This is a genomic window from Paraburkholderia kururiensis (assembly GCF_034424375.1).
Taxonomy (GTDB): Bacteria; Pseudomonadota; Gammaproteobacteria; order Burkholderiales; family Burkholderiaceae; genus Paraburkholderia; species Paraburkholderia kururiensis_A.
The window spans coordinates 3,257,670-3,282,149 of record NZ_CP139965.1 but is presented as its reverse complement, the minus strand read 5'-3'; the positions used below and the strand labels follow the sequence as shown (position 1 = coordinate 3,282,149).

At 67.4% G+C, this 24,480-nt stretch carries 19 protein-coding genes and 1 riboswitch; of the genes, 6 read left to right on the top strand and 13 right to left on the bottom strand.

The window, feature by feature from the left end; translation table 11 throughout:
• Positions 1-28 precede the first annotated feature (28 nt).
• Positions 29-730, top strand: a complete 702-nt coding sequence (locus U0042_RS14585) for a DUF4136 domain-containing protein (protein WP_114810174.1) — start codon at positions 29-31, stop codon at positions 728-730.
• Between the two features lie 144 nt (positions 731-874).
• Here U0042_RS14585 and U0042_RS14580 read toward each other — a convergent pair whose 3' ends face one another.
• The 7 genes from U0042_RS14580 to U0042_RS14550 all read right to left on the bottom strand — a co-directional run bounded on the left by U0042_RS14580 (position 875) and on the right by U0042_RS14550 (position 8,140).
• The gene (locus U0042_RS14580) at positions 875-1,447 is read right to left on the bottom strand and encodes a TMEM165/GDT1 family protein (protein ID WP_042299959.1); all 573 of its coding nucleotides are present in this window, start codon (positions 1,445-1,447) and stop codon (positions 875-877) included.
• Positions 1,448-1,504: 57 nt separating this feature from the next.
• Positions 1,505-1,648: riboswitch (yybP-ykoY riboswitch) on the bottom strand.
• A 133-nt stretch (positions 1,649-1,781) separates the two neighbouring features.
• On the bottom strand, positions 1,782-3,137 hold the full coding sequence (guaD, locus tag U0042_RS14575) for a guanine deaminase (RefSeq protein ID WP_114810175.1): 1,356 nt from the start codon (positions 3,135-3,137) through the stop codon (positions 1,782-1,784).
• Positions 3,138-3,180: 43 nt separating this feature from the next.
• The gene (locus U0042_RS14570; RefSeq protein ID WP_114810176.1) at positions 3,181-4,257 is read right to left on the bottom strand and encodes an adenosine deaminase; all 1,077 of its coding nucleotides are present in this window, start codon (positions 4,255-4,257) and stop codon (positions 3,181-3,183) included.
• Positions 4,258-4,325: 68 nt separating this feature from the next.
• On the bottom strand, positions 4,326-5,360 hold the full coding sequence (gene xdhC / locus U0042_RS14565; RefSeq protein WP_114810177.1) for a xanthine dehydrogenase accessory protein XdhC: 1,035 nt from the start codon (positions 5,358-5,360) through the stop codon (positions 4,326-4,328).
• 64 nt (positions 5,361-5,424) lie between these two features.
• Positions 5,425-5,652, bottom strand: a complete 228-nt coding sequence (locus U0042_RS14560) for a hypothetical protein (protein ID WP_327205061.1) — start codon at positions 5,650-5,652, stop codon at positions 5,425-5,427.
• Between the two features lie 443 nt (positions 5,653-6,095).
• Positions 6,096-6,602: a disulfide bond formation protein B gene (locus tag U0042_RS14555; RefSeq protein ID WP_114810178.1), complete on the bottom strand. Its 507-nt coding sequence runs from the start codon at positions 6,600-6,602 to the stop codon at positions 6,096-6,098.
• 149 nt (positions 6,603-6,751) lie between these two features.
• On the bottom strand, positions 6,752-8,140 hold the full coding sequence (locus U0042_RS14550) for an amidase (RefSeq protein ID WP_114810179.1): 1,389 nt from the start codon (positions 8,138-8,140) through the stop codon (positions 6,752-6,754).
• 215 nt (positions 8,141-8,355) lie between these two features.
• On the opposite strand from U0042_RS14550, the gene U0042_RS14545 reads away from it, so the two are divergent.
• On the top strand, positions 8,356-10,113 hold the full coding sequence (locus tag U0042_RS14545; RefSeq protein WP_114810180.1) for a cation:proton antiporter: 1,758 nt from the start codon (positions 8,356-8,358) through the stop codon (positions 10,111-10,113).
• Between the two features lie 112 nt (positions 10,114-10,225).
• Complete coding sequence (locus tag U0042_RS14540; protein WP_114810181.1) at positions 10,226-11,566, top strand: gamma-glutamyl-gamma-aminobutyrate hydrolase family protein; 1,341 nt, start codon at positions 10,226-10,228, stop codon at positions 11,564-11,566.
• Between the two features lie 21 nt (positions 11,567-11,587).
• On the opposite strand, the gene U0042_RS14535 is transcribed toward U0042_RS14540, so the two are convergent.
• The gene (locus U0042_RS14535) at positions 11,588-12,151 is read right to left on the bottom strand and encodes a GNAT family N-acetyltransferase (protein WP_114810182.1); all 564 of its coding nucleotides are present in this window, start codon (positions 12,149-12,151) and stop codon (positions 11,588-11,590) included.
• A 323-nt stretch (positions 12,152-12,474) separates the two neighbouring features.
• Between U0042_RS14535 and U0042_RS14530 the strand changes: the two genes are divergently transcribed.
• Positions 12,475-13,770, top strand: coding sequence for an MFS transporter (locus U0042_RS14530; RefSeq protein WP_114810183.1), 1,296 nt, complete (start codon positions 12,475-12,477; stop codon positions 13,768-13,770).
• A gap of 197 nt (positions 13,771-13,967) precedes the next feature.
• Here U0042_RS14530 and U0042_RS14525 read toward each other — a convergent pair whose 3' ends face one another.
• A complete protein-coding gene (locus tag U0042_RS14525; protein ID WP_114810184.1) occupies positions 13,968-15,881 on the bottom strand; it encodes a tetratricopeptide repeat protein in 1,914 nt (637 codons plus the stop codon).
• Positions 15,882-16,083: 202 nt separating this feature from the next.
• On the opposite strand from U0042_RS14525, the gene U0042_RS14520 reads away from it, so the two are divergent.
• Positions 16,084-17,850 carry an FAD-dependent monooxygenase gene (locus U0042_RS14520; RefSeq protein ID WP_114810185.1) on the top strand — a complete coding sequence of 589 codons (1,767 nt, stop codon included), beginning with the start codon at positions 16,084-16,086 and terminating at the stop codon, positions 17,848-17,850.
• Between the two features lie 61 nt (positions 17,851-17,911).
• Here U0042_RS14520 and U0042_RS14515 read toward each other — a convergent pair whose 3' ends face one another.
• From U0042_RS14515 to U0042_RS14500, 4 genes are read right to left on the bottom strand one after another with little or no spacing between them, the layout of a single operon-like run.
• Complete coding sequence (locus tag U0042_RS14515) at positions 17,912-18,145, bottom strand: formate dehydrogenase subunit delta (protein WP_114810186.1); 234 nt, start codon at positions 18,143-18,145, stop codon at positions 17,912-17,914.
• A gap of 4 nt (positions 18,146-18,149) precedes the next feature.
• Positions 18,150-21,131: a formate dehydrogenase subunit alpha gene (gene fdhF, locus U0042_RS14510; protein WP_114810187.1), complete on the bottom strand. Its 2,982-nt coding sequence runs from the start codon at positions 21,129-21,131 to the stop codon at positions 18,150-18,152.
• A gap of 14 nt (positions 21,132-21,145) precedes the next feature.
• Positions 21,146-22,711, bottom strand: a complete 1,566-nt coding sequence (locus tag U0042_RS14505; RefSeq protein ID WP_114810188.1) for an NADH-ubiquinone oxidoreductase-F iron-sulfur binding region domain-containing protein — start codon at positions 22,709-22,711, stop codon at positions 21,146-21,148.
• Positions 22,708-23,277, bottom strand: coding sequence for an NAD(P)H-dependent oxidoreductase subunit E (locus tag U0042_RS14500; RefSeq protein WP_419150517.1), 570 nt, complete (start codon positions 23,275-23,277; stop codon positions 22,708-22,710). The genes U0042_RS14505 and U0042_RS14500 overlap by 4 nt, the downstream gene beginning before the upstream one ends.
• Before the next feature lie 93 nt (positions 23,278-23,370).
• Here U0042_RS14500 and U0042_RS14495 point away from each other — a divergent pair, with 93 nt between their 5' ends.
• Positions 23,371-24,471, top strand: a complete 1,101-nt coding sequence (locus U0042_RS14495) for a substrate-binding domain-containing protein (protein WP_114810190.1) — start codon at positions 23,371-23,373, stop codon at positions 24,469-24,471.
• Positions 24,472-24,480: the final 9 nt, after the last annotated feature.

Genomic DNA, 24,480 nt, shown 5'->3' with positions numbered 1-24,480 from the left:
TGCTGGGCCTGTACCAATAAGGATGACCATGAAGTTCGACCAATGGACGCGCCGCGCGCTGCTGATGCTGGCCGCGCTGGCCGTGACGCTATCGGGATGCACCACCTACGTGACGACGCAGGTCACGGCGTTCTCCGACTGGAGCGGCAGCGACGCCACGCGCACCTACGCGTTCTCGCGCACCGCACAGCAGCAAAACAGCATCGAACAGAGCACTTACGAAGGACTGGTGGCGAACGAACTGGCGACCTACGCATTTCGCCAGACGCCCGTGGACCGTGCGCGCTATCTCGTGGCCCTGACCTACGGGAGCCGCACGGATCAGATGACGGTCGCCCAGCCGGTCTACTACGACTACAACCCGTGGCCGGGACCGTTCTGGCGTCCGTACGGTCCGTGGGGGCCGCTGGGTCCGTTCCCGCCGACCTATGTGAACCAGACCTACGCGGTGTTCACGCATTCGCTCGGTATCCGCATTACCGAGCGTGCGACGGGCAAGGAGGTCTATAACGTGACGGCGCGCAACGCGGGCGACGAGCCGTCGCTGGTTCGCGCGATGCCGTATCTGGTGCGCAGCGCGCTTGCCGACTTTCCGTTGTCCAACGGTGCGGTGCGTACCGTGAAGCTGCCGGTGGACCGGCATGGCGGCGTGGCATCGAACGAGGTGCCGGTCGCGCCTGCGGCACCTGCCGGAGCGTCCGCGCCTGCGGCGGCGAAGAGTCCGCAGTAAGCAACGCGCAAGAGGCCCGTTCAAAACCGCAGCAGCTCCCCGCCTTCACCTTCGTTACAACGAGGCGGGCACGGCCATCCAGCCGGTGCCCGCCGTTCCCGGTCCGCGTGCCCATGCCGAGGCGCGGGCCACGCAGTTCTCCCGTCAAATTCCCACGCCCAGCAGCGCCAGCACACCCAGCACCACGAACAGCACGGCGGCGATGCCGTGCACGAGCTTCGTCGGCAGCCGGTGAGCGAAGCGGTCGCCGAGCAGAATGGCCGGCACGTTGGCGAGCATCATGCCGAACGTCGTACCGGCCACCACGCCGAAGAAATCGTGGAAACGCGCCGCCAGGGCGACCGTCGCGATCTGTGTCTTGTCGCCCATCTCGGCGAGAAAGAAGGTGAGCACCGTGGTGCCGAACACGCCCAGATGCGAGCGCGTCAGGTGAGTCTCGTTTTCGTCGAGCTTGTCGGGTACGAGAATCCACAGGCCCATCACGACGAACGAGAGCGCGAGCGCCCAGCGCATCACCGAAGGCGTCAGCAGTGTGCCGAGCCATGCGCCCAGTGCGCCCGCGCCGGCATGGTTGATGAGGGTGGCGGCCAGCACGCCGAGAATGATGGGCATGGGCTTGCGGTAGCGTGCCGCGAGCACGAGCGAAAGCAGTTGCGTCTTGTCGCCGATTTCGGCGAGAGCGACCGCGCCGGTCGAAATCAGAAAGGCTTGTTCCACGTTTTGATCGATCCCCGGGCCGAGATGTGTGCGAGCGACGACCCACGGCTCGCCGGGCCCTGTGACGGCGGCGGTGGGTCATCGGTCTCGCCAGGCCAGAGGCTGTGTCCGCCATGGCCGCGCGGGCCAAGTCTGTTGACGGACACCCCCGCTCGCGTATGCAGATACGGAACGGGGCGGCTACTCCCCAATGAGGGGCGGAGTATAGCAGCAATCGTGGCGGCAAAACCCGAATCACCGTGCGCGCGGCGCGGAAATTGCGGGGGCATGCCGCATTAATGCGGGCCTCGTCGCGTTCGCCCGTTCCTGTGCGGAATGGAGCGAGGCCAGCGCGTCAGTGCGCGGCCTGAAGCACAGCCGGCCGCGCGCCGATACCGATCCCCGCGCCACGCACGCCATCGCGCCGATGCACGCACCGACCCGCCGCGTAGGTGGCGAAGACGGCGCGGTCGTCGCCCAGCAGCGCGAACGCGAACAGCCGTTCTTCGAGCGTCTCGGCGCGCGCCATGCGTCGCGCGAGCAGCGGCGTCGCCTGCGGGTCGAGCACGACGAAATCGGCCTCGGCGCCGGGGGCGAGCGTGCCGACCTTGTCCGCCAGATCGAGCGCCGCGGCTGCGCCCGCCGTCGCGAGCCAGAACATGCGCGTGGCCGTGAGATGGTGGCCCGTGAGGCGTGCCACCTTGTGCGCCGCGTTCATGGTCTGGAGCATGGAGAACGATGTGCCGCCGCCCACGTCGGTGGCAAGCGCGACGGGCATGCCCGCGTCGCCGGCCTTCTCGAAATCGAACAGGCCGCTGCCGAGGAACAGATTCGAGGTCGGGCAGTGCGACGCGACGGCGCCGGTCTGCGCCATGCGCGCACGGTCCTCATCGTCGAGATGGATGCAGTGGCCGTACACGGCGCGCCGACGCATCAGCCCGTAGTGATCGTAGACGTCGAGGTAGCTGCGATGCCCGGGGAACAGTTCCGCGACCCACTTCACCTCGTCGAGATTCTCGGCCACGTGGCTCTGGATGAAGACGTCGGGGTGGCGCTTCGCGAGTTCGCCGCACGCGGTGAGCTGCGCTTCGGTGGACGTGGGCGCGAAGCGCGGCGTGAGCGCATAGAGTTGCCGTCCGCGGCCGTGCCAGCGTGCGATGAGCTCCGCGCTGTCGTCGTAGCCCGATTGCGCGGTGTCGCGCAGGAACTCGGGGCAGTGGCGGTCCATCAACACCTTGCCGGCCACCATGCGCAGATTGCGCGCCTCGCTTTCGGCGAAGAACGCATCCGCCGACTGCTTGTGCACCGTGCAGTAGACGAGCGCCGTGGTGGTGCCGCAGGCGAGCAGTTCGTCGATGAAAAAACGCGCCGTCTCGCGGGCAACGGCTTCGTCGGCGAAGCGCCGCTCCGTGGGGAACGTGTACGTCTCGAGCCAGGGCAGCAGCCCCGGCGCGGGCGAGGCGATCATGTCCGTCTGCGGATAGTGGATGTGCGTGTCGATGAAGCCGGGCACGATCAGCTTGTCGCGCATCTCGTGCACCTGTGCGCCCGGCACGAGCCGCGAGGCGAGCGCGGCATAGGCGCCCGCCGCCACGACGCGGCCGTCTTCGACGATCACGAGGCCGTCTTCGTCGAACACCGCCGCGTTGGACGATTGCGCGGGATCGCCGGTGAAGGTCAGCAGTTGCGCGCGGTAAGCCGATTGAGTCATGGGTACGACGTCTCCTGAATCGAGAGGTGTGCTTGTTGTGTTGTTATGAGGCGCTCACGCCGACACCACCGCCATGCTCGCCATGGTCGCGGTGCCAGTAAGCGTCGAGCTTCGCGATCAGTGCCGCGCGTTCAGCGGGCGTGACGAACGACGCCTCGAAGCCGTTGCGCACGATCGTGTACACGTCGGCGTCGTCGAGCTTCAGCGCTTCGATGGTGGCCACATAGTTGTCGTTGACGTAGCCGCCGAAGTAGGCCGGGTCGTCCGAGTTCACGGTCACGGCCACGCCGCGATCGAGCAGATCTTTGAGCGTGTGCTTCGTCATGTCGTCGAACACGCAGAGCTTCACGTTGGAAAGCGGGCATACCGTGAGCGCGACGCGCGTGTCCGCGAGGCGTGCCACGAGCGCCGGGTCTTCGATGCTGCGCACGCCGTGATCGACGCGATCCACCTTGAGCAGATCGAGCGCTTCGTACACGTACGAAGGCGGTCCTTCCTCGCCCGCATGCGCCACGAGCTTGAGGCCCTTCGCGCGCGCCTTCGCGAACACGCGCTCGAACTTCGACGGCGGGTGGCCGCGCTCCGACGAATCGAGGCCCACGCCGATCAGCCGGTGACGGTACTGATCGAAGAGCGGCAGTGCCGCTTCGAAGGTGGCGAGCGCGTCTTCTTCCGGGAGGTGGCGCAGAAAGCAGAGGATCAGCTTGCTCGACAGGCCGCGCGTTTCCGCATCCGCGAGCGCACGGTCGATGCCGGCCACCACCGTGGCGATGGGCACGCCGCGTTCGGTGTGCGTCTGCGGATCGAAGAATATTTCGGTATGCACAACGTTGTCGGCCAGCGCGCGTTCCACGTAGGCGGCGGTCATGTCGTAGAAGTCCTGCTCCGTGAGCAGCACGCTCGCGCCGGCGTAATAGATGTCGAGGAACGATTGCAGATCCGTGAACGCGTAGGCCGCGCGCAGTGCCTCGATGGATTCGTAGGCGAGCTTCACGCCGTTGCGCTGCGCGAGGCGGAAGATCAGCTCGGGTTCCAGCGAGCCTTCGATATGGATGTGCAGTTCGGCCTTCGGTGCGCCTGCGGCTTTCTGTACGAGAGAGGCGGGGACGGAGCTATTCATGTCGAGATCGAATTATTTTCGGTGCCTGGGGTAAAGGATGACGTGTAGGGTGCGCCTTGCGCGACCGTTCACGCGGGCTCGCGCGGGAGGGCGCTTGCCGTGGCGTTCGCGTGAGCCTCCACGGCCTGCAGTAGTTGCGCTGCCGCCGAGATCGCGATGACTTCGGGTGCCTTATCGACGATGCCTTCCACGCCGATCGGACACTTCATGCGCGCAAGCTGCATGGGATCGATGCCGCGCGCCGCAAGTTGATGCTCGAACTGCTTGCGTTTCGTATGCGAGCCGATCATGCCGAAGAACGCGTAGTCGCCGCGACGCAGGATACGTTCCGCGAGCACGAGGTCGCGTGCGTGGTCGTGCGTCATGACGATGAAGTAGGTGCCGGGGGCGGCGGTGTCGACGGCGTCGTCGGGCGCGTCGCCCGGTTCCATGACGACGTTCGGGGCGCCGTACGTGGCGAACACGTCCGGCGCGGGGAACGCGGCTTCGCGGCGGTCTATCCAGCGCACGCGGCACGGCAGCGTGCCGAGCACGCGCACGAGCGCGTGGCCCACGTGCGAGGCGCCGAACAGCAGCACCTCGAATTCGTTGGGCGCGATGGTTTCGGTCAGCAAGGCGCCGTCGTGGCCGAAGCCCGCGCCTTCCCACAGCAGGCAGTCGGAACCCTGCACGCCGGGCTCGGGATCGGTGAGCATCACGGCGTCAGCCGCGGGGCCGAACGATACGCTGCGAACGGTCGAGACGCCGGCTGCGAGCCGTTTGGCGAGCGAAGTGAGCCAGCCCAGGTCGCCGATGTCGAGCCGCTCGAATGCAAGCACCACCGAGCCGCCGCAGCATTGCCCGAGACTCGGGCCCAGCGCGAGCCGCTCGAGCCGCCGCGTGTGCGGTGTGCGCATGCCGTCGCGCAGCACCTGGCGGGCGATCTCGATGGCTTTCCATTCCAGATGCCCGCCGCCGATGGTGTGGCGCGCGCTGTCTCGCGTGACGATCATCTTCGTGCCGGCATCGCGCGGCACCGAGCCTTCCACGCGCGCGACCGTCACCAGCACGGCGGCGTCGCCGTGTGCCAGCAGGTGTTGCAGATCGGTGAGCCAGGCATGCATCCGGCTTTCTCCAGCTGGGCCGCGCGAGCGCTTGCGAGAGCACCCTGGCGGCGGATTGATCGTTTCAGTGCTTGTGCCGCACTCGCATCGCGGGGCCCGCGGGCGCGCGAACGTTCAGGACGTCTTCGCGTATCCGGCGGATGCGTTGTAGTGAATGCGCGCACGTGCCGTGGCGGTGGTGCGGACGGGAAGCGTCTTTGCGCTGACCGGCGGCCGCGATACGCGCGACCGGTACGCCGTGCAATTCGCGGACCGCGAGCGGAGGGAGGAAGCGGATGGTTTGCGTTGTCATGGTGGATCCAGGAGACATTGCGGATCAGGCGCGCGTTACGCATCGGGGCGGCCGCAGCCGGCCTCGCGCACGTAGATCGCCATCCAGGTTCGAAGATAGCACCGCTCGCGGTCAAAAATATTTCCCGCGCATGATGAAGCCTATCAGCCGGCTGTCATGGCCCTCTTACGATCCGGCGGCGGGGAATAAGTTGCGCAGCGGCCGGGGATGGGAGGGCGCCGGGCCGCGTTGCGGGCCACGGCAGTAGAGCGGGCGCTGCAGCCATGGCCGCAGAGACGTGAACAGACAGACGGAAAGCGCGATACGCGCGAGACGAACGCACGAGGCAAACGCCTGGGGCGAACCCGCAACGCAAACGCGCGATGCAGACGCACAACGCAAGCGGGCACCGCGCAGGCAAAGCGCCGCAACTGCGCTTTGCCGAACCATTCAACGACCGAGGCTCAACGCCGGCCGCGATTGCGCCACAGGCTCAGCACGAGCGACACGAACGCGAGCGCAAAGCCGACGAGCGCCCAGGCCGGCAGCGAGAGGCCGAGAATCGGCGGATACGGCGTCTCGCACAGGCCCGCCACCTTGAATACGCCGGGCAGCCAGCGCGCGGGCGGCAGGCTGTCTACCAGCGGTTGCAGCGCGTCGAACCCGCAGCTGAAACCCGGATGAGCCTGCACATAGACGTGGCGCACCGCGGTCACGATGCCGCCCAGCGCCGAGAGCGCCGCCAGCGCTTCGAGCACGCGCACGCCGCCCCAACTGCGAAAGCGCGCGCCGAGGAACGCGAAGATGGCGATCAGCAGGAAGAAGTAGCGCTGGATGATGCACAGCGGGCACGGGTCTTCGTTCCTGAAGTACTGCAGCCAGAGCGCGCCGCCCACGAGCGCAAGGCAGATGAAGCCGAGCAGGACCAGCAGGGAGCGCTCGCGGCGCAACAGGGCATCGTTGTAGTTCATATCGGGTCGTGTGCGAAACGTGTGCAGATCGTGTGGTGAGGGGGGGGCGAAGCGTTGCGCGATTCTAGCGCGAAGCGTCTGTCGTTCGTCGCAGCGCCGGCCTTATGCGCGAGCGGCGCGGCGCTTGCTGCGCGTCGTGCCGTCGTGCTTTAGCGGATCGAGTTCAGTACCGCCTCCACGGCGCGGCCCGTGGCGAGCAAGGCGTCGTCAGCATAGGGCGCGGCCGCGAGCATCAAGCCCGCGGGCGCCGCACCGCGCACGTGGCACGGCAGCGAGAGCGCGCAGGCGTCGAGGAAATTGAACGCGGACGGGTTGCGCAACACCAGGGCGTTGGTGCGGCCGAAGGCGTCGTCGTCGTGTTCGAGGTCTGCCACGCGCGGTGGCGCGATGGGCACGGTGGGCGCCACGACCGCGTCGAAGCGTTGCCACAGTGTGGCTTGCGCGGCTTCGAGCATCGCGGCGCGCTCGGCCATGAGGTCCAGATAGTCTGCGGCGGTGGCCGGTTCACCCTTCAGAATGCGCGCCAGCACCCGCGGATCGTAGGCGTCCCGATGCTTTGCGAGCAGCGGACGGTGCCACGCGTAAGCCTCGATGGGCGAGAAGCCGAAGCGGTTGATCTCGGGCAGCCGGTCGAACGGTGCGAACCGCACCTCGCTCACGATGGCGCCCGCAGCTTCCAGGTGCTTGAGTGCCGTATCGAGCGTTGCGGCGACGGCGGGCTCCACGCCATCCGTCACGTAGTTCGTCAGCACGCCGAGCCGCAGGCCCTCGATGCCGCGCGCCGCCGGAACGTGCGGCTCCAGCCCGGCGAGGATGCGGTCCACCAGCGCGCAGCAGGCCACGCTCACGCCGATGGGCCCGAACGAATCCAGCGTGGTCGACAGCGGCACGCCGCCTTGTCTCGGAATGCGTGCGGCCGTGGGTTTGAAGCCGGTCAGGCCGCACAGCGCGGCGGGAATGCGGATGGAGCCGCCTGTGTCGGTGCCGAGCGCCACGGCGGCCATGCCGTCCGCAACGGATGCCGCCGCCCCCGACGACGACCCGCCCGCCACCCGCTCGTCGCCCTTCGCGTGGCGCTGCCAGGGCGAGAGCGGATGTCCGTAATGCGGATTGAGCCCGAGCCCGGAGAACGCGAACTCGCTCATGTTGGTGCGTCCCACGATCACGGCGCCCGCGCGTTTGAGCCGTGCCACGGCGACGGCGTCGGCTGTGGCCGGCGCAGCGCTGGCGAGCACGCGGGAACCGGCGCGCGTCACCTGGCCTTCGATGTCGAACAGGTCCTTCACCGACACGGGAATGCCGGCGAGCGGCGAGAGTACCGTCCCGGCGGCGCGCAGGCGGTCGTGGGCGTCGGCGGCAGCGCGGGCGCTCGCGGCATCGACCTGAAGGAAGACGGTGGAACCCTGGCCCGCCGGGTTGGCGATGCGTTCGAGCGCGGTCTCGACGAGCGCACGGCTCGTGGTGCGGCCCGCGGCGAGGTCGGCGGCCAGTTGGGCGAGCGGCGGAAAGGGAACGGCGGCGTCGGAGTGGGTCGTCATGGTCGTGCGGCGTGCAGGTGGTGGGGCGCGCTTCGCTTTGAGCGCCGAGGCGCTCGGGCGGCGTGGACGTGGGCCACATTCTAGGGCCTGTTCGTGGCTGCGACCGGCTTGCGCTCACGGCCAGAAGGGTCGGGCGCCCGGCGAGCGCGGTTGGGCGGCTTCCTCGCGTGCGGTACCATCGCGGTTCACATTACTGTCTGTAAGGAACCGTCTTCATGCACCACGGCATCGGCTTCATTCAGGATCTGGCGGTCGTGATGGTGCTCGCGGGTATCGTCACCGTGCTGTTCCATCGCCTGAAACAGCCGGTGGTGCTCGGGTACATCGCGGCGGGCGTGATCATCGGCCCGTACACGCCGCCGTTCCAGCTGATTCACGACGAGCAGACCATCCAGACCCTCGGCGAGTTGGGTGTGGTGTTCCTGATGTTCTCGCTCGGCCTCGAATTCAGCCTGCGCAAACTCTTTCGCGTGGGCGCGACGGCCGTGGTGGCCGCGCTTTCCGAAATCGTGCTGATGCTGTGGATCGGCTTCGAAATGGGCCGCGCGTTCGGCTGGAGTCCGATGGACTCGCTCTTCCTCGGCGCCATCCTCGCCATCTCGTCCACGACGATCATCGTCAAGGCGCTCTCCGAACTCGGACTCAAGCGCGAAGGCTTCGCGCAGCTCGTGTTCGGCATTCTGATCGTCGAGGATATTCTGGGCATCGCGATGCTCGTGCTGCTCTCGGGCATCGCGCAGACGGGCCAGCTTTCGGCGGGCATCGCGTTCGTCACGCTCGGCAAGCTGCTGCTCTTCATGACCGTCTCGCTCGTGGCGGGCATTCTCGTGGTGCCGCGCGCGCTTGCCTACGTGGCGCGTACGGGCAGTGACGAGATGCTGCTCGTCGCCGTGCTCGGCTTCTGCTTCGGCTTTTGCCTGCTCGTCGTGAAGCTCGATTACAGCATCGCGCTGGGCGCGTTCCTGATCGGCGCGATCATGGCCGAGTCGCGCCACCTGCATCGCATCGAGCATCTGATCGCGCCGCTGCGCGACGCGTTTTCGGCCATCTTCTTCGTGACCATCGGGCTGATGCTCAATCCGCTCGTGCTCGTGGACTACGCGCTGCCCATCGCGACGATCACGGCCGCGGTGATTCTCGGCAAGCTGGTGTCGTGCGGACTCGGCACGTTCCTCGCGGGCAAGGACGGACGCACGGCGATGCGCGTGGGCATGACCGTTTCGCAGATCGGCGAGTTCTCGTTCATCATCGCCTCGCTCGGGCTCACGCTGAAGGTGACGAGCGCGTTTCTCTACCCCGTGGCAGTGTCGGTCTCCGCGCTCACGACGCTTACCACGCCCTATCTGATCCGCGTGGCCGACCCGCTCTCGCGGCGCGTGGCGAACGCGATGCCGCCCACGCTCGCGAACGTGTTCGGCCTGTACGGCCAGTGGCTGCGCAGCCTGCGGCCAGCCAGCGGCGAGCCCACGGTGCTCGGCATGACGTGGCCGATCGTCGTGCAGATCGCCGTCAATCTCTCGCTCGTCGCGGCAATCTTCCTTGGCGTGTCGTACAGCGCGCCCTGGACGAGCGGGTTCCTTGCCAACTGGCTCGGCGAGGAATCGATGCGGCGCGTGGTGCTCTGGAGCGGAGCGCTCGTGCTGTCCATGCCTTTTCTCGTCGCGGTGTGGCGCAAGGCGACGTCGCTTGCCATGCTGCTCGCCGAGGTGAGCGTGCAGCCAGCCACGGCCGGACGCTTCACGGGCGCGATCCGGCAGACGATTGCCCAGCTCGTGCCGGTGGTGTCGATGATCGGCGTGTTCCTGCTGGTGGCCGCGCTATCCGGCGCGATTCTGCCGCCGGTGGGACTGCTGGCGGCGGTGCTCGTTTGTGCGGCGCTCCTGATGGCGGTGCTCTGGCGTTGGTGCGTGAAGATCCACGCGAGCATGCAGATCGCTTTCAAGGAAACGCTCAACGAGCAGCCGGACCCGTGAAGTGCGGGGCGGAACGTGCGCGAAAGACGCCGGTTTGCCGTGCGGCGACGTGCTGGCGGATAATCGGCCTATGTCCACCCGTGTGCGTGCGGCGCGCGCCTGACCCGAAGTCATGAGCGAAAACAATCCCCCCTCCACCGGTCTTGCCGGTTCCCCTTCCGCTTCTTCCACCGAACTTCCTGGTTTGTCGAACACGGCGAGCGCGCCGACCGCGGCCGCTGGGCGTCCAACGCCGCCGCAAGAGGCGCCGGGCAAAGATGCCTCCGCGGCGGAGCGTGCGTCCACCGACGCGCCCTCCAGCGCCTCCACCGTGACCACCACGGAGCAGAAGGCGCCGCAAGGCGCAGCGGAGCGGGCCACCGCGCAGGCGGAAGCGGCCGAGGCGCAAGCGGCGCAGGCCGAAGTTGCACGGGCCTCGTCGTCTTCCGGCGGTGCGTCTGCGGCCGCGGCTTCGTCGGCCCCATCGGGCGAGGCATCGGCCTCGCGCCCCGGCACCGCGCCCGCCGGCTTCGGCCAGGCGCCCGACTTCACGGCGCAGAATCCGCCTCCACCCAACGCGTTACCGCCCGGCACGCCGCGCTATCTGCATCAGAACGATTCGGCATGGTCGGTGTTCGGGCGCATCATCGCGGCCCGCGCGCGGCAGATTTTCGATCGCGCCGGGCAGCGCATCACGCAGCGCACGCTGCGCATCGGCGTGTCGGCGCGCATCTTCCATCCCGAGCCGGGTGCGGTCGGTCTGCGCGGCAAGACGCTGCAGTATCTGGAGGAATCCATCGCGCACTGGGTGATGTCGCGCGACGTGCTGGTGTTCATGATCCCGACGGTGGGGCATCAGGGCATGCTGCATCCGAGCAACATCCGTCTGCGCGATTACGCGAAGCATCTCGACGGGCTGCTGTTGCAGGGCGGCGCGGACGTCTCGCCGCAAACCTATGCCGACGGCGCGGCGCGCCCCGAATGGCCCGGCGACCGCGTGCGCGACATGTACGAGCTGGAGCTGCTGCACGAGTTCGTCGAGTCGGGCAAGCCGGTGCTGGGCGTATGCCGCGGCTGCCAGCTGATCAACGTCGCCTTCGGCGGCACGCTCTACCAGGACATCGCGACCGACGTGCCCACCGCCGGCGTCCACGTAAGCGAGCATTACGACCAGCATCGCCACGCGATCCACTTTCCCGAAGGCTCCACGCTCTCGCACATGTTCCCGGGGCGGCGCGAGGCCATCGTCAACTCGATCCACCATCAGGCCGTGAAGACGCTGGGCCGCGACCTGAACGTGGAGGCAGTCTCCGCGGGCGATGGGCTGATCGAAGCCGTGCGCTACCGGCGTGCGCCGTTCGTGGTGGGCGTGCAGTGGCACCCCGAGTTTCACCGCGCGGGCGGCCCGGAACTGCTCGACTGCACGCCGCTGCTCGATACCTTCCTGCGGGTGGCGCGCGAAACGCGCTTCTAGCGCGTAGCGGGGGCGGCCGGTTCAGCGTTGCGCGTCCAGCCGGTACACGTAGCGCAGCGCGGTGATGTCGATGCCGCCCATCCTGTCCGGTTCGGCGCCCGAGTATTGCCAGCCCTGGCTTTCGTAGAACGCGATGGCCGGGGCATTCCCCTTCAGCACGTACAGATACAGCTGCATCTCGCCCTGTTCGCGTGCCCAGTCTTTCGCCGCGCGCATCATCAGCTTGCCGGCGCCCATGCCCTGCCATGCCGGCATCGCGTGAAGGTTATCGAGCAGCACGCCCCACGGCGAGCCGATCTGCCGTTCGACGCACATGAAGCCCACCGGCTCGTGCGGGGCGCGTTCCGCGATCTGCACGAGCCGGCGCTCGCCGCCGGGCGCTTCGAGTCTTGCGCGCCAGTAGGCTGCACGGTCATTGCCTACTTCGGTATCGAGGAACTCGTCAGGCAGCAGCCCGCGATAGGTGGCTTGCCAGCTCGCCGCGTGCATGGCGGCGATGAGCGGGGCGTCGGCGGACGTCGCGGTGCGCAGGGTCAACGTGATCGGGGTAAGCGGGGCGGGTGTGGCGGAGCGGTCGGCGTGCATCGGGCTGCATCGAAAACGGAGGTGAGGGTAGAGTGTACTGCCACCTTTGTGACGGGTGGTGTAAGTCAAACGTAGGAAAGTGCTGGGCGGTGCGCGTCATGGAGCGGACCGGCGCGCGATCAGACGACGTTCGGCACGATGCTCGGTGGATCAGGTTTAACCCTGATATCGACGCCGCGACGAGCCGCGCATAATGGCCCGCCCCAGCGCGATAAGGGTAGACCCTATCAGGGAATTCCCGGGTCGCCCCGCCACGGTGCGGCGCCCGTCGTCAACTCATAGCCGTGCGGCCATGCCGCGCGGCGCGCTATTCAGAGAGTGTCATGTCAACTGCGTCCCACGCATCGCCCAACGAGTCGAAAGCCCGGACCGTGTTCCGCGTCGTCAGCGGCAACTTCCTGGAAATGTACGACTTCATGGTCTACGGCTATTACGCATCGGCGATTGCCAAGACCTACTTCCCGAGCGGCAACGCTTTCGCTTCGCTCATGCTGTCGCTCTCCGTGTTCGGTGCCGGCTTCCTCATGCGGCCCATCGGCGCCATCGTGCTCGGCGCCTACATCGATCACCACGGCCGCCGCAAGGGCCTCATCCTCACGCTCGCGTTGATGGCGCTCGGCACGCTCACGGTGGCCGCCATTCCCGGCTACGCGACGATCGGCGCGCTCGCTCCCGTGCTCGTGCTCGCGGGACGACTGCTGCAAGGCTTCTCGGCCGGTGTCGAGCTGGGCGGCGTCTCCGTGTATCTCTCCGAGATCGCGACGAAGGGCAACAAGGGTTTCTATACGTCGTGGCAGTCGGGCAGCCAGCAGGTGGCGGTGGTGTTCGCCGCGCTGATCGGCGTGATCCTGAACCGCGCGCTGCCCGCCGAGGAAATGACGGCCTGGGGCTGGCGCGTGCCGTTCCTGATCGGCTGCCTGATCGTGCCGTTCCTGTTCCTGATTCGCCGCTCGCTCAAGGAAACGGACGAATTCCTCGCGAAGAAGCATCGTCCCTCGATGGGCGAGATCCTGAAGTCGATGGCGCAGAACTGGGGCGTCGTGCTGGCGGGCATGGGCATGGTGATCATGACCACCGTGTCGTTCTACATGATCACGGCCTACACGCCCACCTTCGGCAAAGAAGTGCTCAAGCTTTCCGCCATCGATACGCTCGTCGTGACCGTTTGCATCGGCCTGTCGAACCTGATCTGGCTGCCGCTTTCCGGCGCGTTGTCGGACCGTATCGGGCGGCGTCCGGTGCTGATCGCCTTCACGGTCCTCACGATTCTCACGGCGTACCCGGCGGTGCAGTGGCTCGTGGCCGATCCGTCGTTCGGCCGCCTGCTCGCCGTCGAGATGTGGCTCTCGTTCCTCTATGGCAGCTACAACGGCGCGATGGTGGTGGCGCTGACTGAGGTGATGCCGTCCGACGTGCGCACCGCGGGCTTCTCGCTGGCATACAGCCTCGCGACGACCATCGGCGGCTTCACGCCCGCGATCTCGACGCTGCTCATTCACGTGAGCGGCAACAAGGCGGCGCCGGGTGCCTGGATGGGCGTGGCCGCGATCTGCGGACTCATCGCGACGCTCGTGCTCTATCGCACGCCCGAAGCGCGCAATCAGTACAAGGCGGCGTGAACGGTGTGCTGGCCGGCTGCGCCGTGGATGTTCAGGCGCGGTGGTAAGAGGCCGCGACGCGATATAGCAGTCAAAGCCGCACGGTTCTCAAGCAACAGCCCCGCACTCGCGATTGGCGAGTGCGGGGCTGTGTGTTTTTGCGGCGCCTTGCGCTTGCGTTCAGGCGTGATCGGTGGGCAAGGCAGGAGACCGCTACGCTACGCTTCGCGCAGCGCCGCCGCCACGCGCTCCACGACGCTCGCCCAATCTCCCGGCTGCGGCTGGCGCACGAGCGTAGCCGTCGGGTACCAGGGGCTCTCGTCGGTGCCCGCGAACCAGCGCCAGTCGGCGGCGAACGGCAGCATCACCCAGAGCGGTTTGCCGAGCGCGCCGGCCAGGTGCGCAATCGACGTGTCGATGGTGACCACGGCATCGAGCCGCTCGACGATGGCGGCCGTATCCGCGAAGTCCGCAATGCGGTGACCGATGCGGTGTATCGTGCCGGCGCGCGGATGAGCGTCGAGTGCGGCCTGTTCCGCCGCGCCCAGTTCAGGTTGCAGCACGAGCCAGTCGATGTCTTGAAGCGCGAAGAGCGGCTCCAGCGCGGCGAGCGGCATCGAACGGTTCTCGTGTTTCTGGATGCGCCCCGACCACGCGAGCCCGATCTTGCGCTTCGCCTGACCTCCCAGCGAGCCGCGCCACTTGCGCCGATACGCGGCCGGCGGCGCGAGGTAGGGGGCGCGTGAAGGAATCGTGTCGAACGTTACGCCGAGCGTGAGCGGCAGGCTGAGCAGCGGACAGTGCAGGTCCGCTGCGGACCGCGCGCCGCCTTGCGATCCATCGGCGTTGCGTGCGACGAGCGTGATGCGCCAGGCTTCGGCTGCCGGCGCGATCAGCGGCACCAGTTCCGGCTGAACTTCGAGCACGATGCGTCCCACGCGCTGCGCCACGAGCGGAATGAAGCGCACGAACTGCAGTGTGTCGCCGAAACCCTGTTCGGCCTGAATCAGCAGCGTGCGGCCCGCCGCCGGCTCGCCTTGCCAGCGCGGCAGGGGCGGCGTGCGCGGTGAGGTGTGTGCCATGCCCGCTGCCGATGGGCCGATGGCGAATTCGCTGTGCGCGAGCGCATCGAGCCGCCATTCGTATTCGGGCAGGCCGCGTGCGAAGTCGCGCAGCGTGAGCCACGTGAGCGCGCGGTTCAGGTGGGCGGCAGCGAGATCGGGGCGCAGGCGCAACGCTTCATCGAACGCCCGCAAGGCCGCCGCATGCCGGCCGAGCGCATGGTGGGCCGTGCCGAGCGCAAGCCACGCGAGCGCGAATTTCGGATCGTGCCCGATGGCGCGCTCGAAGCGGGCCACCGCTTCTTCGTGCCGGCCCAGCCCCGCGAGCGCATTGCCGAGCGCGAAGAGCGCGGGGGGCAGGTACGGTTGCTGCGCGAGAACGGTTTCGAAGGCGTCGATGGCCTCTTCGTGGCGACCGAGCGCATCCAGCGTATTGCCCAGGTTGAATTGGGCCGCCGTGAATTGCGGCTCCACCGCGAGCGCCTCACGGAAGTGCTGCAAGGCTTCGTCGGTGCGTCCCAGCGCGTTGAGGGCCATGCCCAGGTTGTTGTGCGCGCCCGCATGCCGGGGGCGCAGGGCGAGCGTGCGTGTGAACGCTTCGATCGCTTCCTCGTGACGCCCGAGCGCATGCAGCGCGTTGCCGAGGTTGTTGCTGGCCGAGGCATCGTCCGGTTGCAGCCGCAGCGCGCGATCGAACGCGTGCGCCGCGTCTTCGTGGCGGCCCAGCGCCGCGTAGGCATTGCCGAGGTTGTAGTGGGCGAGCGCGAAAGTCGGGGCAAGCGTGAGGGCGTTGCGAAAGCGTTCGATGGCGCGATCGAGCTGCCCCATCGCCTTCAGCGCGTTGCCGAGGTTCAGTTGCAGTGCAGCGTCTTCGGGGCGCAGGTCGACGGCGCGGCCCACGAGGTCGGCTGCCTCGGCATGCTGACCCTGCTGGTGACGCAGCACGCCGAGCAGATGCAGCGCATCGACGTGCACGGGGTTGGCGTCGAGCGTCGCGCGGTAGCCGCGCTCGGCATCGTCGAGCCGGCCGTCGCGATGGGCCGCGTAGGCGCGGGCAAAAACCTGTTCCATGACGGTCGCGGGAGGCCTGCAAAAACAAAACGCCGCATTTTCCCACATTCGCCGGAGCGTCCTACGGGCCCCTAATTTGATGCACTGCGATTTGAGGTGCCACCGGATGGTCGCCGCGCGAACGTGTCACGCGAAGTTGTGAGCGACAGCGAAATGGGGCGGCGTACACTAACCGGCATGTCGACCTTCGGAGGTTCGATGCATGGCAGCCGTTTCTGACCTGCACCCGGTGCTCGTCGTCGGCGCCGGCCCGACAGGGCTCGCCGCAGCGATGAGCCTTGCGCGCGCGCACATTCCCGTGCGCCTGATCGACCGCGCGCCCGAGCCGGCCCGGCATTCCCGCGCCATCGGCATTCAGGCCCGCACGCTCGAACTCTTCGAGCAGCATCGCGTGGTCGAGCCGTTTCTCGAACTGGGCCATCGTGCGCGCGTGGCCAACCTCTACTCGAACGGGCAACGCCGCGCGCGGCTCGATTTTGACCCGTTGCAGACGCGCTATCCGTACCTGCTCTTTCTGGACCAGACGGTGACGGAGCGCATCCTCGCCACGCACCTGGAGTCGTTCGGCGTGAAGGTGGAGCGCGGCGTGGAACTCGTCGAGTTTTCGCAGGGATCGGCCGGCGTGCACGCCACGTTACGACGGGCCGACGGGCATACCGAAACGCTGCGGCCTTCGTATCTCGTCGCAGCGGACGGCGCGCACAGCACGATTCGGCATCGGCTCGGCATGAGCTTCATGGGCAAGGCTTTCGAGCAGACGTTCCTGCTCGCCGACGTGAACGCCGAAACGGAATGGCCCGACGACGAGTTTCACCTCTTCGCGTCCGGCGAAGGCCTGGCTGGACTCTTTCCGCTCGGCAAGGGCTGGTACCGGTTGATCGCCGATCACACACCGGCTGCGATGCCCGCTGGGGAGAGCGAGCATGCCGAGGTGCACGTATCGACTGCCGCGAGCCCCGCTGCGCCTTCTCTCGACGAATGCCGCGACGTGGTCGAACGGCGTGTGCATCACGTGGTGAGGCTCTCCGAACTCTCGTGGTCCTCGTACTTCCACATCAACAGCCGCATGGTGGAACAACTGCGCGTGGACCGCGTGTTTCTTGCCGGCGACGCCGCGCACGTGCACAGTCCGGCGGGCGCGCAGGGCATGAATACGGGCATTCAGGAGGCGTTCAATGTGGGCTGGAAGATTGCGCGTGTGCTGGCCCACGGCGCACCGGACCGCCTGCTCGACACTTATCACATGGAGCGGCATCCCATCGAGCGTGACGTGCTGCGGCAAACCAGTTTCGTCACGCAACTGGTGGGCGCCGAGCACGGGCCGCTCAAGCTGCTGCGCGAGCGCGTGATGCCGCTGCTCGCCGCGTTCGGACCGCTGCGCGACGCGGCGCGCGCCACGGTCAGCGAGCTTGCGATTCAGTACCGGCGCAGCCCGCTCACGCTGGAACGCGTGCTCGATGGAGGGCCGCGAGCCGGCGAACGAGCCCCCGACGCGCTCGTTCACGTGATTGACGGTCCGTTAGGCAAGGCGCCCGGTAAGGGCTGCATCTTCGATCTGCACGATCCCGGCTGCTTTTCGCTGTTCGTGCTCGAAGAGCGCGAGGCGGAAGCGATGGATGTAGCCGCTGACGCGGCGCACGCACCGCTTGCCATCGACGAACGCGTGACGCTCGCGGCAACCGCGAATGGCGACGGAAACAAAGACGACCTCGCGCGTCTTGTCTCGGCCGTGGAGTCGCTGCTTGGCGAGGCCGTGCGCGTCTGGCGCGTGACCGACACCGAAGGCGAGGGCGCGGCACCGCTCGTGGAAGCGTATGGCCGCACGCGGCCGGCGTTCTACCTCGTGCGGCCGGACGGCTACATCGCGGCGCGTGGGCGCCCCGCGTCCGACCTCAATGCGCTGCTGCGCCACTGCGAGGCCTGGTTTGTGCGCGGCGCGGACGACGCCGGCGCGGCTGCGCAGGGCTGACTTCGCGTCAGCCACTGCACGACGTCGCACCACACGCCGTCACTGCGGACCCGGCGTTCTCTCACGCCGCGACGGGCGTCAACTGCTCGCGATACTTCGTGAGCGCGTTGCTCACGATCTCCGATATGCCCGGCGTGCCGGTATCGAAAGCCGCGTACAGCGCGCGCCGCATACGCGGCTCCCAGAAACGGCGAATGTGATCGGCAACGCCCGCCGTGGCTTCTTCGCGATCCGGCATCGATTCGAAAAAGCCGCCGATCTGGTTCGCCATCTCGATCAGGTGATGTTGATCCATTGCGTCACTTCCCTGCGGTCACGGATTCGGTCGCACCCGCCGCGCTTCGCTGCCGCAACAGTTCGAGCTGTTCGGCGTTGAAGCGCGAGTAGTCGCGCTGCCACTGCGACGGCTGCTGCACGAGACTTACCTGCACCGCGGTCACCTTGTACTCGGGGCAGTTGGTGGCCCAGTCGGAGCTGTCCGTGGTGATCACGTTCGCGCCCGACTCGGGGAAGTGGAACGTGGTGTAGACCACGCCCGGCTGCACGCGGTCGGTCACCTTCGCACGCAGCACAGTTTGCCCCGCGCGCGATTCGATGCCCACCCAGTCGTCGTGGCGAATGCCGCGCTCCTCGGCGTCGTGCGGATGGATCTCGAGACGGTCTTCGTCGTGCCAGCGCGAATTCTCGGTACGACGGGTTTGCGCGCCCACGTTGTATTGCGTGAGGATGCGCCCCGTGGTGAGCAGCAGCGGGTACTTGCGCGTGACCTTTTCCGGCGAGGCGATGAACTTCGTGATGACGAAGCGGCCCTTGCCGCGCACGAACGTATCGACGTGCATGGTGGGCGTGCCTTCGGGCGCTTCCTCGTTGCACGGCCATTGGATGCTGCCGAACTGGTCGAGCTTTTCGTACGAGACGCCGTGGAACGTGGGCGTGAGTGCCGCGATCTCGTCCATGATTTCGGATGGGTTCGCGTAGTCCATTTCGTAGCCGAGGGCGCGCGAGAGCAGCAGCGTCACTTCCCAGTCCGCGTAGCCTGCGAGCGGCGGCATCACCTTGCGCACGCGCGAGATGCGGCGCTCGGCGTTGGTGAACGTACCGTCCTTTTCGAGGAACGACGAACCCGGCAGGAACACGTGCGCGTACTTGGCCGTCTCGTTGAGGAAGATGTCCTGCACGACGATGCATTCCATCGACGAGAGCGCCGCCGCCACGTGCTGCGTGTTTGGGTCCGACTGCACGATGTCTTCGCCCTGGCAGTAGAGGCCCTTGAAGCTGCCGTCCAGCGCGGCATCGAACATGTTCGGAATGCGCAGACCGGGTTCGGGCTGCAGCGTGACGTTCCAGGCGTCCTCGAACAATGCGCGCACCTTTTCGTCGCCGATGTGGCGATAGCCCGGCAGTTCGTGCGGGAACGAGCCCATGTCGCACGAGCCCTGCACGTTGTTCTGGCCGCGCAGCGGATTCACGCCCACGCCTTCACGGCCGATGTTGCCCGTGGCCATCGCGAGGTTCGCAATGCCCATCACCATCGTGGAGCCTTGCGCGTGCTCCGTGACGCCGAGGCCGTAGTAGATGGCCGAGCGTCCCGCGGGCATGCCGGGCGCGCTGCCGCCGCGCGCGTAGAGTCGCGCCGCTTCGCGCACCTGTTCGGCGGGCACGCCGGTAACGTCGGCCGTGGCTTCCGGCGAGTTTTCCGGCAGCGCGACGAACGCGCGCCACTGGTCGAACGCGCGCGGCTCGCAGCGTTCGGCGACGAAGGCTTCGTTGAGCAACCCTTCGGTCACGATCACATGCGCGAGCGCATTGACGATGGCGACGTTGGTGCCGGGGCGCAGTTGCAGGTGATACGAGGCCTTCACGTGCGCCGTATCGACGATGTCGATGCGGCGCGGGTCGATCACGACGAGCTTCGCGCCTTCGCGCACGCGGCGCTTCAGGCGCGAGCCGAAGACGGGGTGGCCGTCGGTGGGATTCGCGCCGATCACGACGATCACGTCCGCGCGCTCGACCGAGGCGAAGGTCTGCGTGCCCGCCGATTCGCCGAGCGTCGTCTTGAGGCCATAGCCGGTAGGCGAGTGGCAGACGCGCGCGCAAGTGTCCACGTTGTTGTTGCCGAACGCGGCGCGCACGAGCTTCTGCACGAGATACGTTTCCTCGTTCGTGCAACGCGAAGACGTGATGCCGCCAATCGAGTCGCGGCCGTGCTTGTCCTGAATGCGGCGGAATTCCGAGGCCGCGTAGCGGATCGCTTCGTCCCAGCTGACTTCGCGCCACGGGTCCGTGATCTTCGCGCGGATCATCGGCTTCGTGATGCGGTCCTTGTGCGTGGCGTAGCCCCAGGCGAAGCGGCCTTTCACGCAGGCGTGGCCTTCGTTGGCCTCGCCGTTCTTGTACGGCACCATGCGCACGACCTGCGAGCCCTTCATCTCGGCCTTGAAGGAGCAGCCCACGCCGCAATACGCGCAGGTGGTGATGACCGAATGCTCCCCCTGGCCCAGCAGCGTCACGCTCTTTTCCTGCAGCGTCGCGGTGGGGCAGGCAGCTACGCACGCGCCGCACGACACGCATTCGGAGTCCATGAACGGCTGGTTCTCGCTTGCCGCCACGCGCGACTCGAAGCCGCGGCCCGCAATGGTGAGCGCGAACGTGCCTTGCGTCTCTTCGCACGCGCGCACGCAGCGGTTGCAGACGATGCACTTCGACGGATCGTAGGTGAAGTACGGGTTCGATTCGTCTTTCGTGTCGCGCAGATGGTTCGCGCCGTCGAAGCCGTAGCGCACTTCGCGCAGGCCCGTCACGCCTGCCATGTCCTGCAGTTCGCAGTCGCCGTTCGCGGGACACGTGAGGCAGTCGAGCGGGTGATCGGAGATGTAAAGCTCCATCACGTTGCGGCGCAGCTTCTGCAAACGGTCGGTTTGCGTGCGCACCTTCATGCCCGCTTCGACGGGCGTCGTGCACGAAGCCGGATAGCCGCGCCGGCCTTCGATTTCGACGAGGCACAGGCGGCATGAGCCGAACGGTTCGAGCGAATCGGTGGCGCAGAGCTTCGGTACGTTGATGCCCGCTTCGATCGAGGCACGCATCACCGAGGTGCCCGCCGGCACCGTGACGCTCTTGCCGTCGATCTCGATCGTCACGTCCACGTCGGCATGGCGCAGCGGCGTGCCGTAGTCGGTGTCGTCGAACGGATTGCGGGCGGCGCGTTGCTGCGCCTGCGACTTGCAACTGCAGTTGCCTGAACCGCAACCGCCCGTGCTGGAATTGAGCGCGTCTGACATCCTTGTCTCCATCGTCAGGCCGCGGCCGCAGCGGGACGCTGCGACGCGGTGTCGAGACCGAAATCTTCGGGGAAATGCTCGAGTGCGGAGAGCACCGGGTACGGCGTCATGCCGCCCATGGCGCACAGCGAGCCTGACACCATCGTGTCGCAGAGATCGCGCAGCAGCTCGACCTGCTTCGGCGAGCGGTCGCCGTTGCGGATGCGCGCAATGACTTCGACGCCGCGCGTGGAACCGATGCGGCACGGGGTGCACTTGCCGCACGATTCGATGGCGCAGAAGTGCATGGCGTATTGCGCGAGTTCCGCGAGGTTCGACGTGTCGTCGTGCACGACGAGCCCGCCGTGGCCCACCACGGCGCCCACGGCGGCATAGGCTTCGTAATCGACGGGGATGTCCCACTGGCTTTCGGGCAGATAGGTGCCGAGCGGCCCGCCCACCTGCACCGCGCGCGCCGGCCTGCCGCTTGCTGTGCCGTCGCCGTAGTCGTAGAGCAGTTCGCGCAGCGTCACGCCGAACGCGAGTTCGACGAGTCCGCCCTGGCGCACGTTGCCCGCGAGTTGAAACGGCAGCGTGCCGCGCGAGCGGCCCATGCCGTAGTCGCGATAGGCCGCCGCGCCGCGCGCAAAGATGATGGGCACCGTGGCGAGCGTGATGACGTTGTTGATGACGGTCGGCTTGCCGAACAGGCCCGCGAGCGCAGGCAGCGGCGGCTTGGCGCGCACGACGCCGCGCTTTCCTTCGAGCGATTCGAGCAGCGCGGTTTCCTCGCCGCACACATAGGAGCCCGCGCCCTTGGCCACATAGAGATCGAAACGCCGGCCGCTGCCCAGCACGTTCTCGCCCAGCCAGCCCGCTGCGCGCGCTTTTTCGATGGCGGCTTCGAGCGCCGCGATGGAATGCGGATACTCGCTGCGCACGTAGATGTAGCCGATGGTCGCGCCGGTCACGACGCCGGCGATGGTCATGCCTTCGATCAGCACGAAGGGGTCGCTTTCCATGACGAGGCGGTCCGAGAAGGTGCCCGAGTCGCCTTCGTCGGCATTGCAGACCACGTACTTCTGGTCGGCGTGGGCGCCCAGCACCGTGCGCCATTTGATGCCGGCCGGGAAGGCGGCGCCACCGCGTCCGCGCAGGCCCGATTCGATGAGCGCTTCGCAGGCATCCGCGGGCGTCATGGCAATCGCGTGCCGCAGACCGTCGAGGCCGCCGTGCGCGACGTAGTCTTCGGGCGAGAGCGGGTCCGTAATGCCGATGCGCGCGAACGTGAGCCGCTGCTGACGCTTCAGATACGGGATCTCGTCGACGATGCCCACGTGGCGCGCGTGTTCGCGACCTTCCAGAAAACCCGTGTCGAATAAGGAACCGACATCGCTTTCCTCGACGTTCGCGTAGCCCACGCGACCGAGGGGCGTGTCGACTTCCACAAGCGGTTCGAGATAGAGCAGGCCGCGCGATCCGTTGCGCACCAGCTCCACGGCGACGCCGCGCGCCGCGGCTTCGCGGACGATGGCGGCGGCAATGGCGTCGGCGCCCAGCGCGAGCGCCGACGAATCGCGGGGAACATAGACGCGCATCATGCCGGCTCCTTCGTGTGGGTTGTCGTCTCGTCCTTTGCCTCGCTTTCGGCCGCTTCAGTGGCGGCGGCAAGGATCGTGTCGAACTTCTGCGGCGTGACCTTGGCGTAGAGCGTGCCGTTCACGGTCATCGCAGGAGACAGCGCGCACTGGCCGAGGCAATAGACCGATTCGAGCGCGACCGTGCCGTGATGTCCCGCGTCGTGGCCCTGATCGAAGCGGCAGCCCGTGCGTGCCTCCATATGCTGCGCGAGCGCTTCCGTGCCCATGCTGCGGCACGCCTCGGCCCGGCACAGTTGCACGGTGACCGGCGCGGCGGGCGAGGTACGGAAGTGGTGATAGTAGGTCAGTACGCCGTGCACTTCGGCGCGCGAGAGGTTCAGCGCGCGCGAGAGCGGCGTGACCACGGCTGGCGGCACGAAGCCCACTTCGTCCTGAATGGCGTGCAGGACGGCCACGAGCGACCGGCCAGACTGCACATGGCGCCGGACGAGGTCGTCGGGCGCGAGGGAGGTTGTCTCGTCCAAAGTGGGGCTCCTCGGAAAGTCATATATGCACTTGCCCTTCATAAGGCGCGCACGTATGCTTTCTTATCTCATAAACGTTTAGGCGAACAATAGGCTGCTGCAATGAACTGCGCAATAGGAAACCGGATTGCATAAATGATCCAGATAAAGTGCCATGCCGAGCTGGTGGTGCGCGACGTAGACGGCCGCGAAGCGAGCTTGACCGACGTGGTGCCGTTGCTCGCGCTCGTCGACGAGACGGGCAGCATCGCGCAGGCGGCGGAACGGCGCGGTCTCTCGTATCGCCACGCCTGGGGTTTGCTGCGCGCGCTCGAGGAGCGTCTGGGCGGCGCGCTGATCGCGAAGGAGCGTGGCCGCGGCTCGCAGCTCTCCGCGCTTGGCGAGGCGGTGTTGCGGGCGCAGCGGCTGTGCGTGGAGCGCCTCGACGGCAACATGCAGGCGCTCGCGAGCGAGGTGGCGAGCGACCTGAATCGATGGCTCTCGCCCCCTTCGCTGAACGTGCGGATCTACGCGTCGCACGGCTATGCGGTAGCGGCGCTCGTGACGGCGCTTGTCGCTTCCGACTTGCCGGTCGACATCAAATATCGCGACAGCGCCGACGCGATCGCGGCCCTCGCGCGCGGCGAGTGCGATCTGGCCGGCTTTCACTTGCCGCGCGGCGAATTTCGCGACGCGTGCGCGGCGGTCTACCGGCGCTGGCTCGATCCGGACCGCCACGTGTTGATTCATCTGACGCGCCGCAAGCAAGGACTCTTTCTCGCGCGAGGCAATCCGAAGCGGATCGGCTCGCTGCGCGACCTGTCCCGCGACGACATCCGCTTCGTCAACCGGCAGCCCGGCTCAGGCACGCGCATGCTGCTCGATCTCGCGCTCACGCGCATCGGCATCGACCCGGAACGCGTGAACGGCTATGCGTCGGCGGAACTCACGCATTCGGCCATTGCGGCGTTCGTCGCGAGCGGCATGGCGGATGTCGGCTTCGGTGTCGAGCCGGCGGCACATCACTTCGGGCTCGACTTCATTCCCGTAGTGGACGAAGACTATTACTTCGCCTGCGAGCGCTCGCGTCTTGCGCGCGAGCCGCTCGCTGCAGTGGTCGCCTTGCTGCGCAGCGAAGCGTTTCGCGCCGGCGTGGCGGGTTTGCAGGGCTACGATCCGCGTGCGTGCGGGACGGTGGTGGACCTGGAAGAGGGGCTCGCGGCGGCGTCGGCCGATGAATCCGGTAAGACGCAGTAACGCGACGCA

Excerpts from the sequence above, each read along its gene's own strand:
- U0042_RS14500 (WP_419150517.1), bottom strand. The coding sequence starts at position 23,277 with ATGAAGGGCAAGTGCATATATGACTTTCCGAGGAGCCCCACTTTGGAC.
- fdhF (WP_114810187.1), bottom strand. The coding sequence starts at position 21,131 with ATGTCAGACGCGCTCAATTCCAGCACGGGCGGTTGCGGTTCAGGCAAC.
- U0042_RS14550 (WP_114810179.1), bottom strand. The coding sequence starts at position 8,140 with ATGACGACCCACTCCGACGCCGCCGTTCCCTTTCCGCCGCTCGCCCAA.
- U0042_RS14570 (WP_114810176.1), bottom strand. The coding sequence starts at position 4,257 with ATGAATAGCTCCGTCCCCGCCTCTCTCGTACAGAAAGCCGCAGGCGCA.
- U0042_RS14585 (WP_114810174.1), top strand. The coding sequence starts at position 29 with ATGAAGTTCGACCAATGGACGCGCCGCGCGCTGCTGATGCTGGCCGCG.
- U0042_RS14505 (WP_114810188.1), bottom strand. The coding sequence starts at position 22,711 with ATGATGCGCGTCTATGTTCCCCGCGATTCGTCGGCGCTCGCGCTGGGC.
- U0042_RS14520 (WP_114810185.1), top strand. The coding sequence starts at position 16,084 with ATGGCAGCCGTTTCTGACCTGCACCCGGTGCTCGTCGTCGGCGCCGGC.
- U0042_RS14555 (WP_114810178.1), bottom strand. The coding sequence starts at position 6,602 with ATGAACTACAACGATGCCCTGTTGCGCCGCGAGCGCTCCCTGCTGGTC.
- guaD (WP_114810175.1), bottom strand. The coding sequence starts at position 3,137 with ATGACTCAATCGGCTTACCGCGCGCAACTGCTGACCTTCACCGGCGAT.
- xdhC (WP_114810177.1), bottom strand. The coding sequence starts at position 5,360 with ATGCATGCCTGGCTCACCGATCTGCAACACCTGCTGGCACACGGCGAC.
- U0042_RS14515 (WP_114810186.1), bottom strand. The coding sequence starts at position 18,145 with ATGGATCAACATCACCTGATCGAGATGGCGAACCAGATCGGCGGCTTT.
- U0042_RS14525 (WP_114810184.1), bottom strand. The coding sequence starts at position 15,881 with ATGGAACAGGTTTTTGCCCGCGCCTACGCGGCCCATCGCGACGGCCGG.
- U0042_RS14560 (WP_327205061.1), bottom strand. The coding sequence starts at position 5,652 with ATGACAACGCAAACCATCCGCTTCCTCCCTCCGCTCGCGGTCCGCGAA.
- U0042_RS14530 (WP_114810183.1), top strand. The coding sequence starts at position 12,475 with ATGTCAACTGCGTCCCACGCATCGCCCAACGAGTCGAAAGCCCGGACC.
- U0042_RS14545 (WP_114810180.1), top strand. The coding sequence starts at position 8,356 with ATGCACCACGGCATCGGCTTCATTCAGGATCTGGCGGTCGTGATGGTG.
- U0042_RS14540 (WP_114810181.1), top strand. The coding sequence starts at position 10,226 with ATGAGCGAAAACAATCCCCCCTCCACCGGTCTTGCCGGTTCCCCTTCC.
- U0042_RS14535 (WP_114810182.1), bottom strand. The coding sequence starts at position 12,151 with ATGCACGCCGACCGCTCCGCCACACCCGCCCCGCTTACCCCGATCACG.
- U0042_RS14495 (WP_114810190.1), top strand. The coding sequence starts at position 23,371 with ATGATCCAGATAAAGTGCCATGCCGAGCTGGTGGTGCGCGACGTAGAC.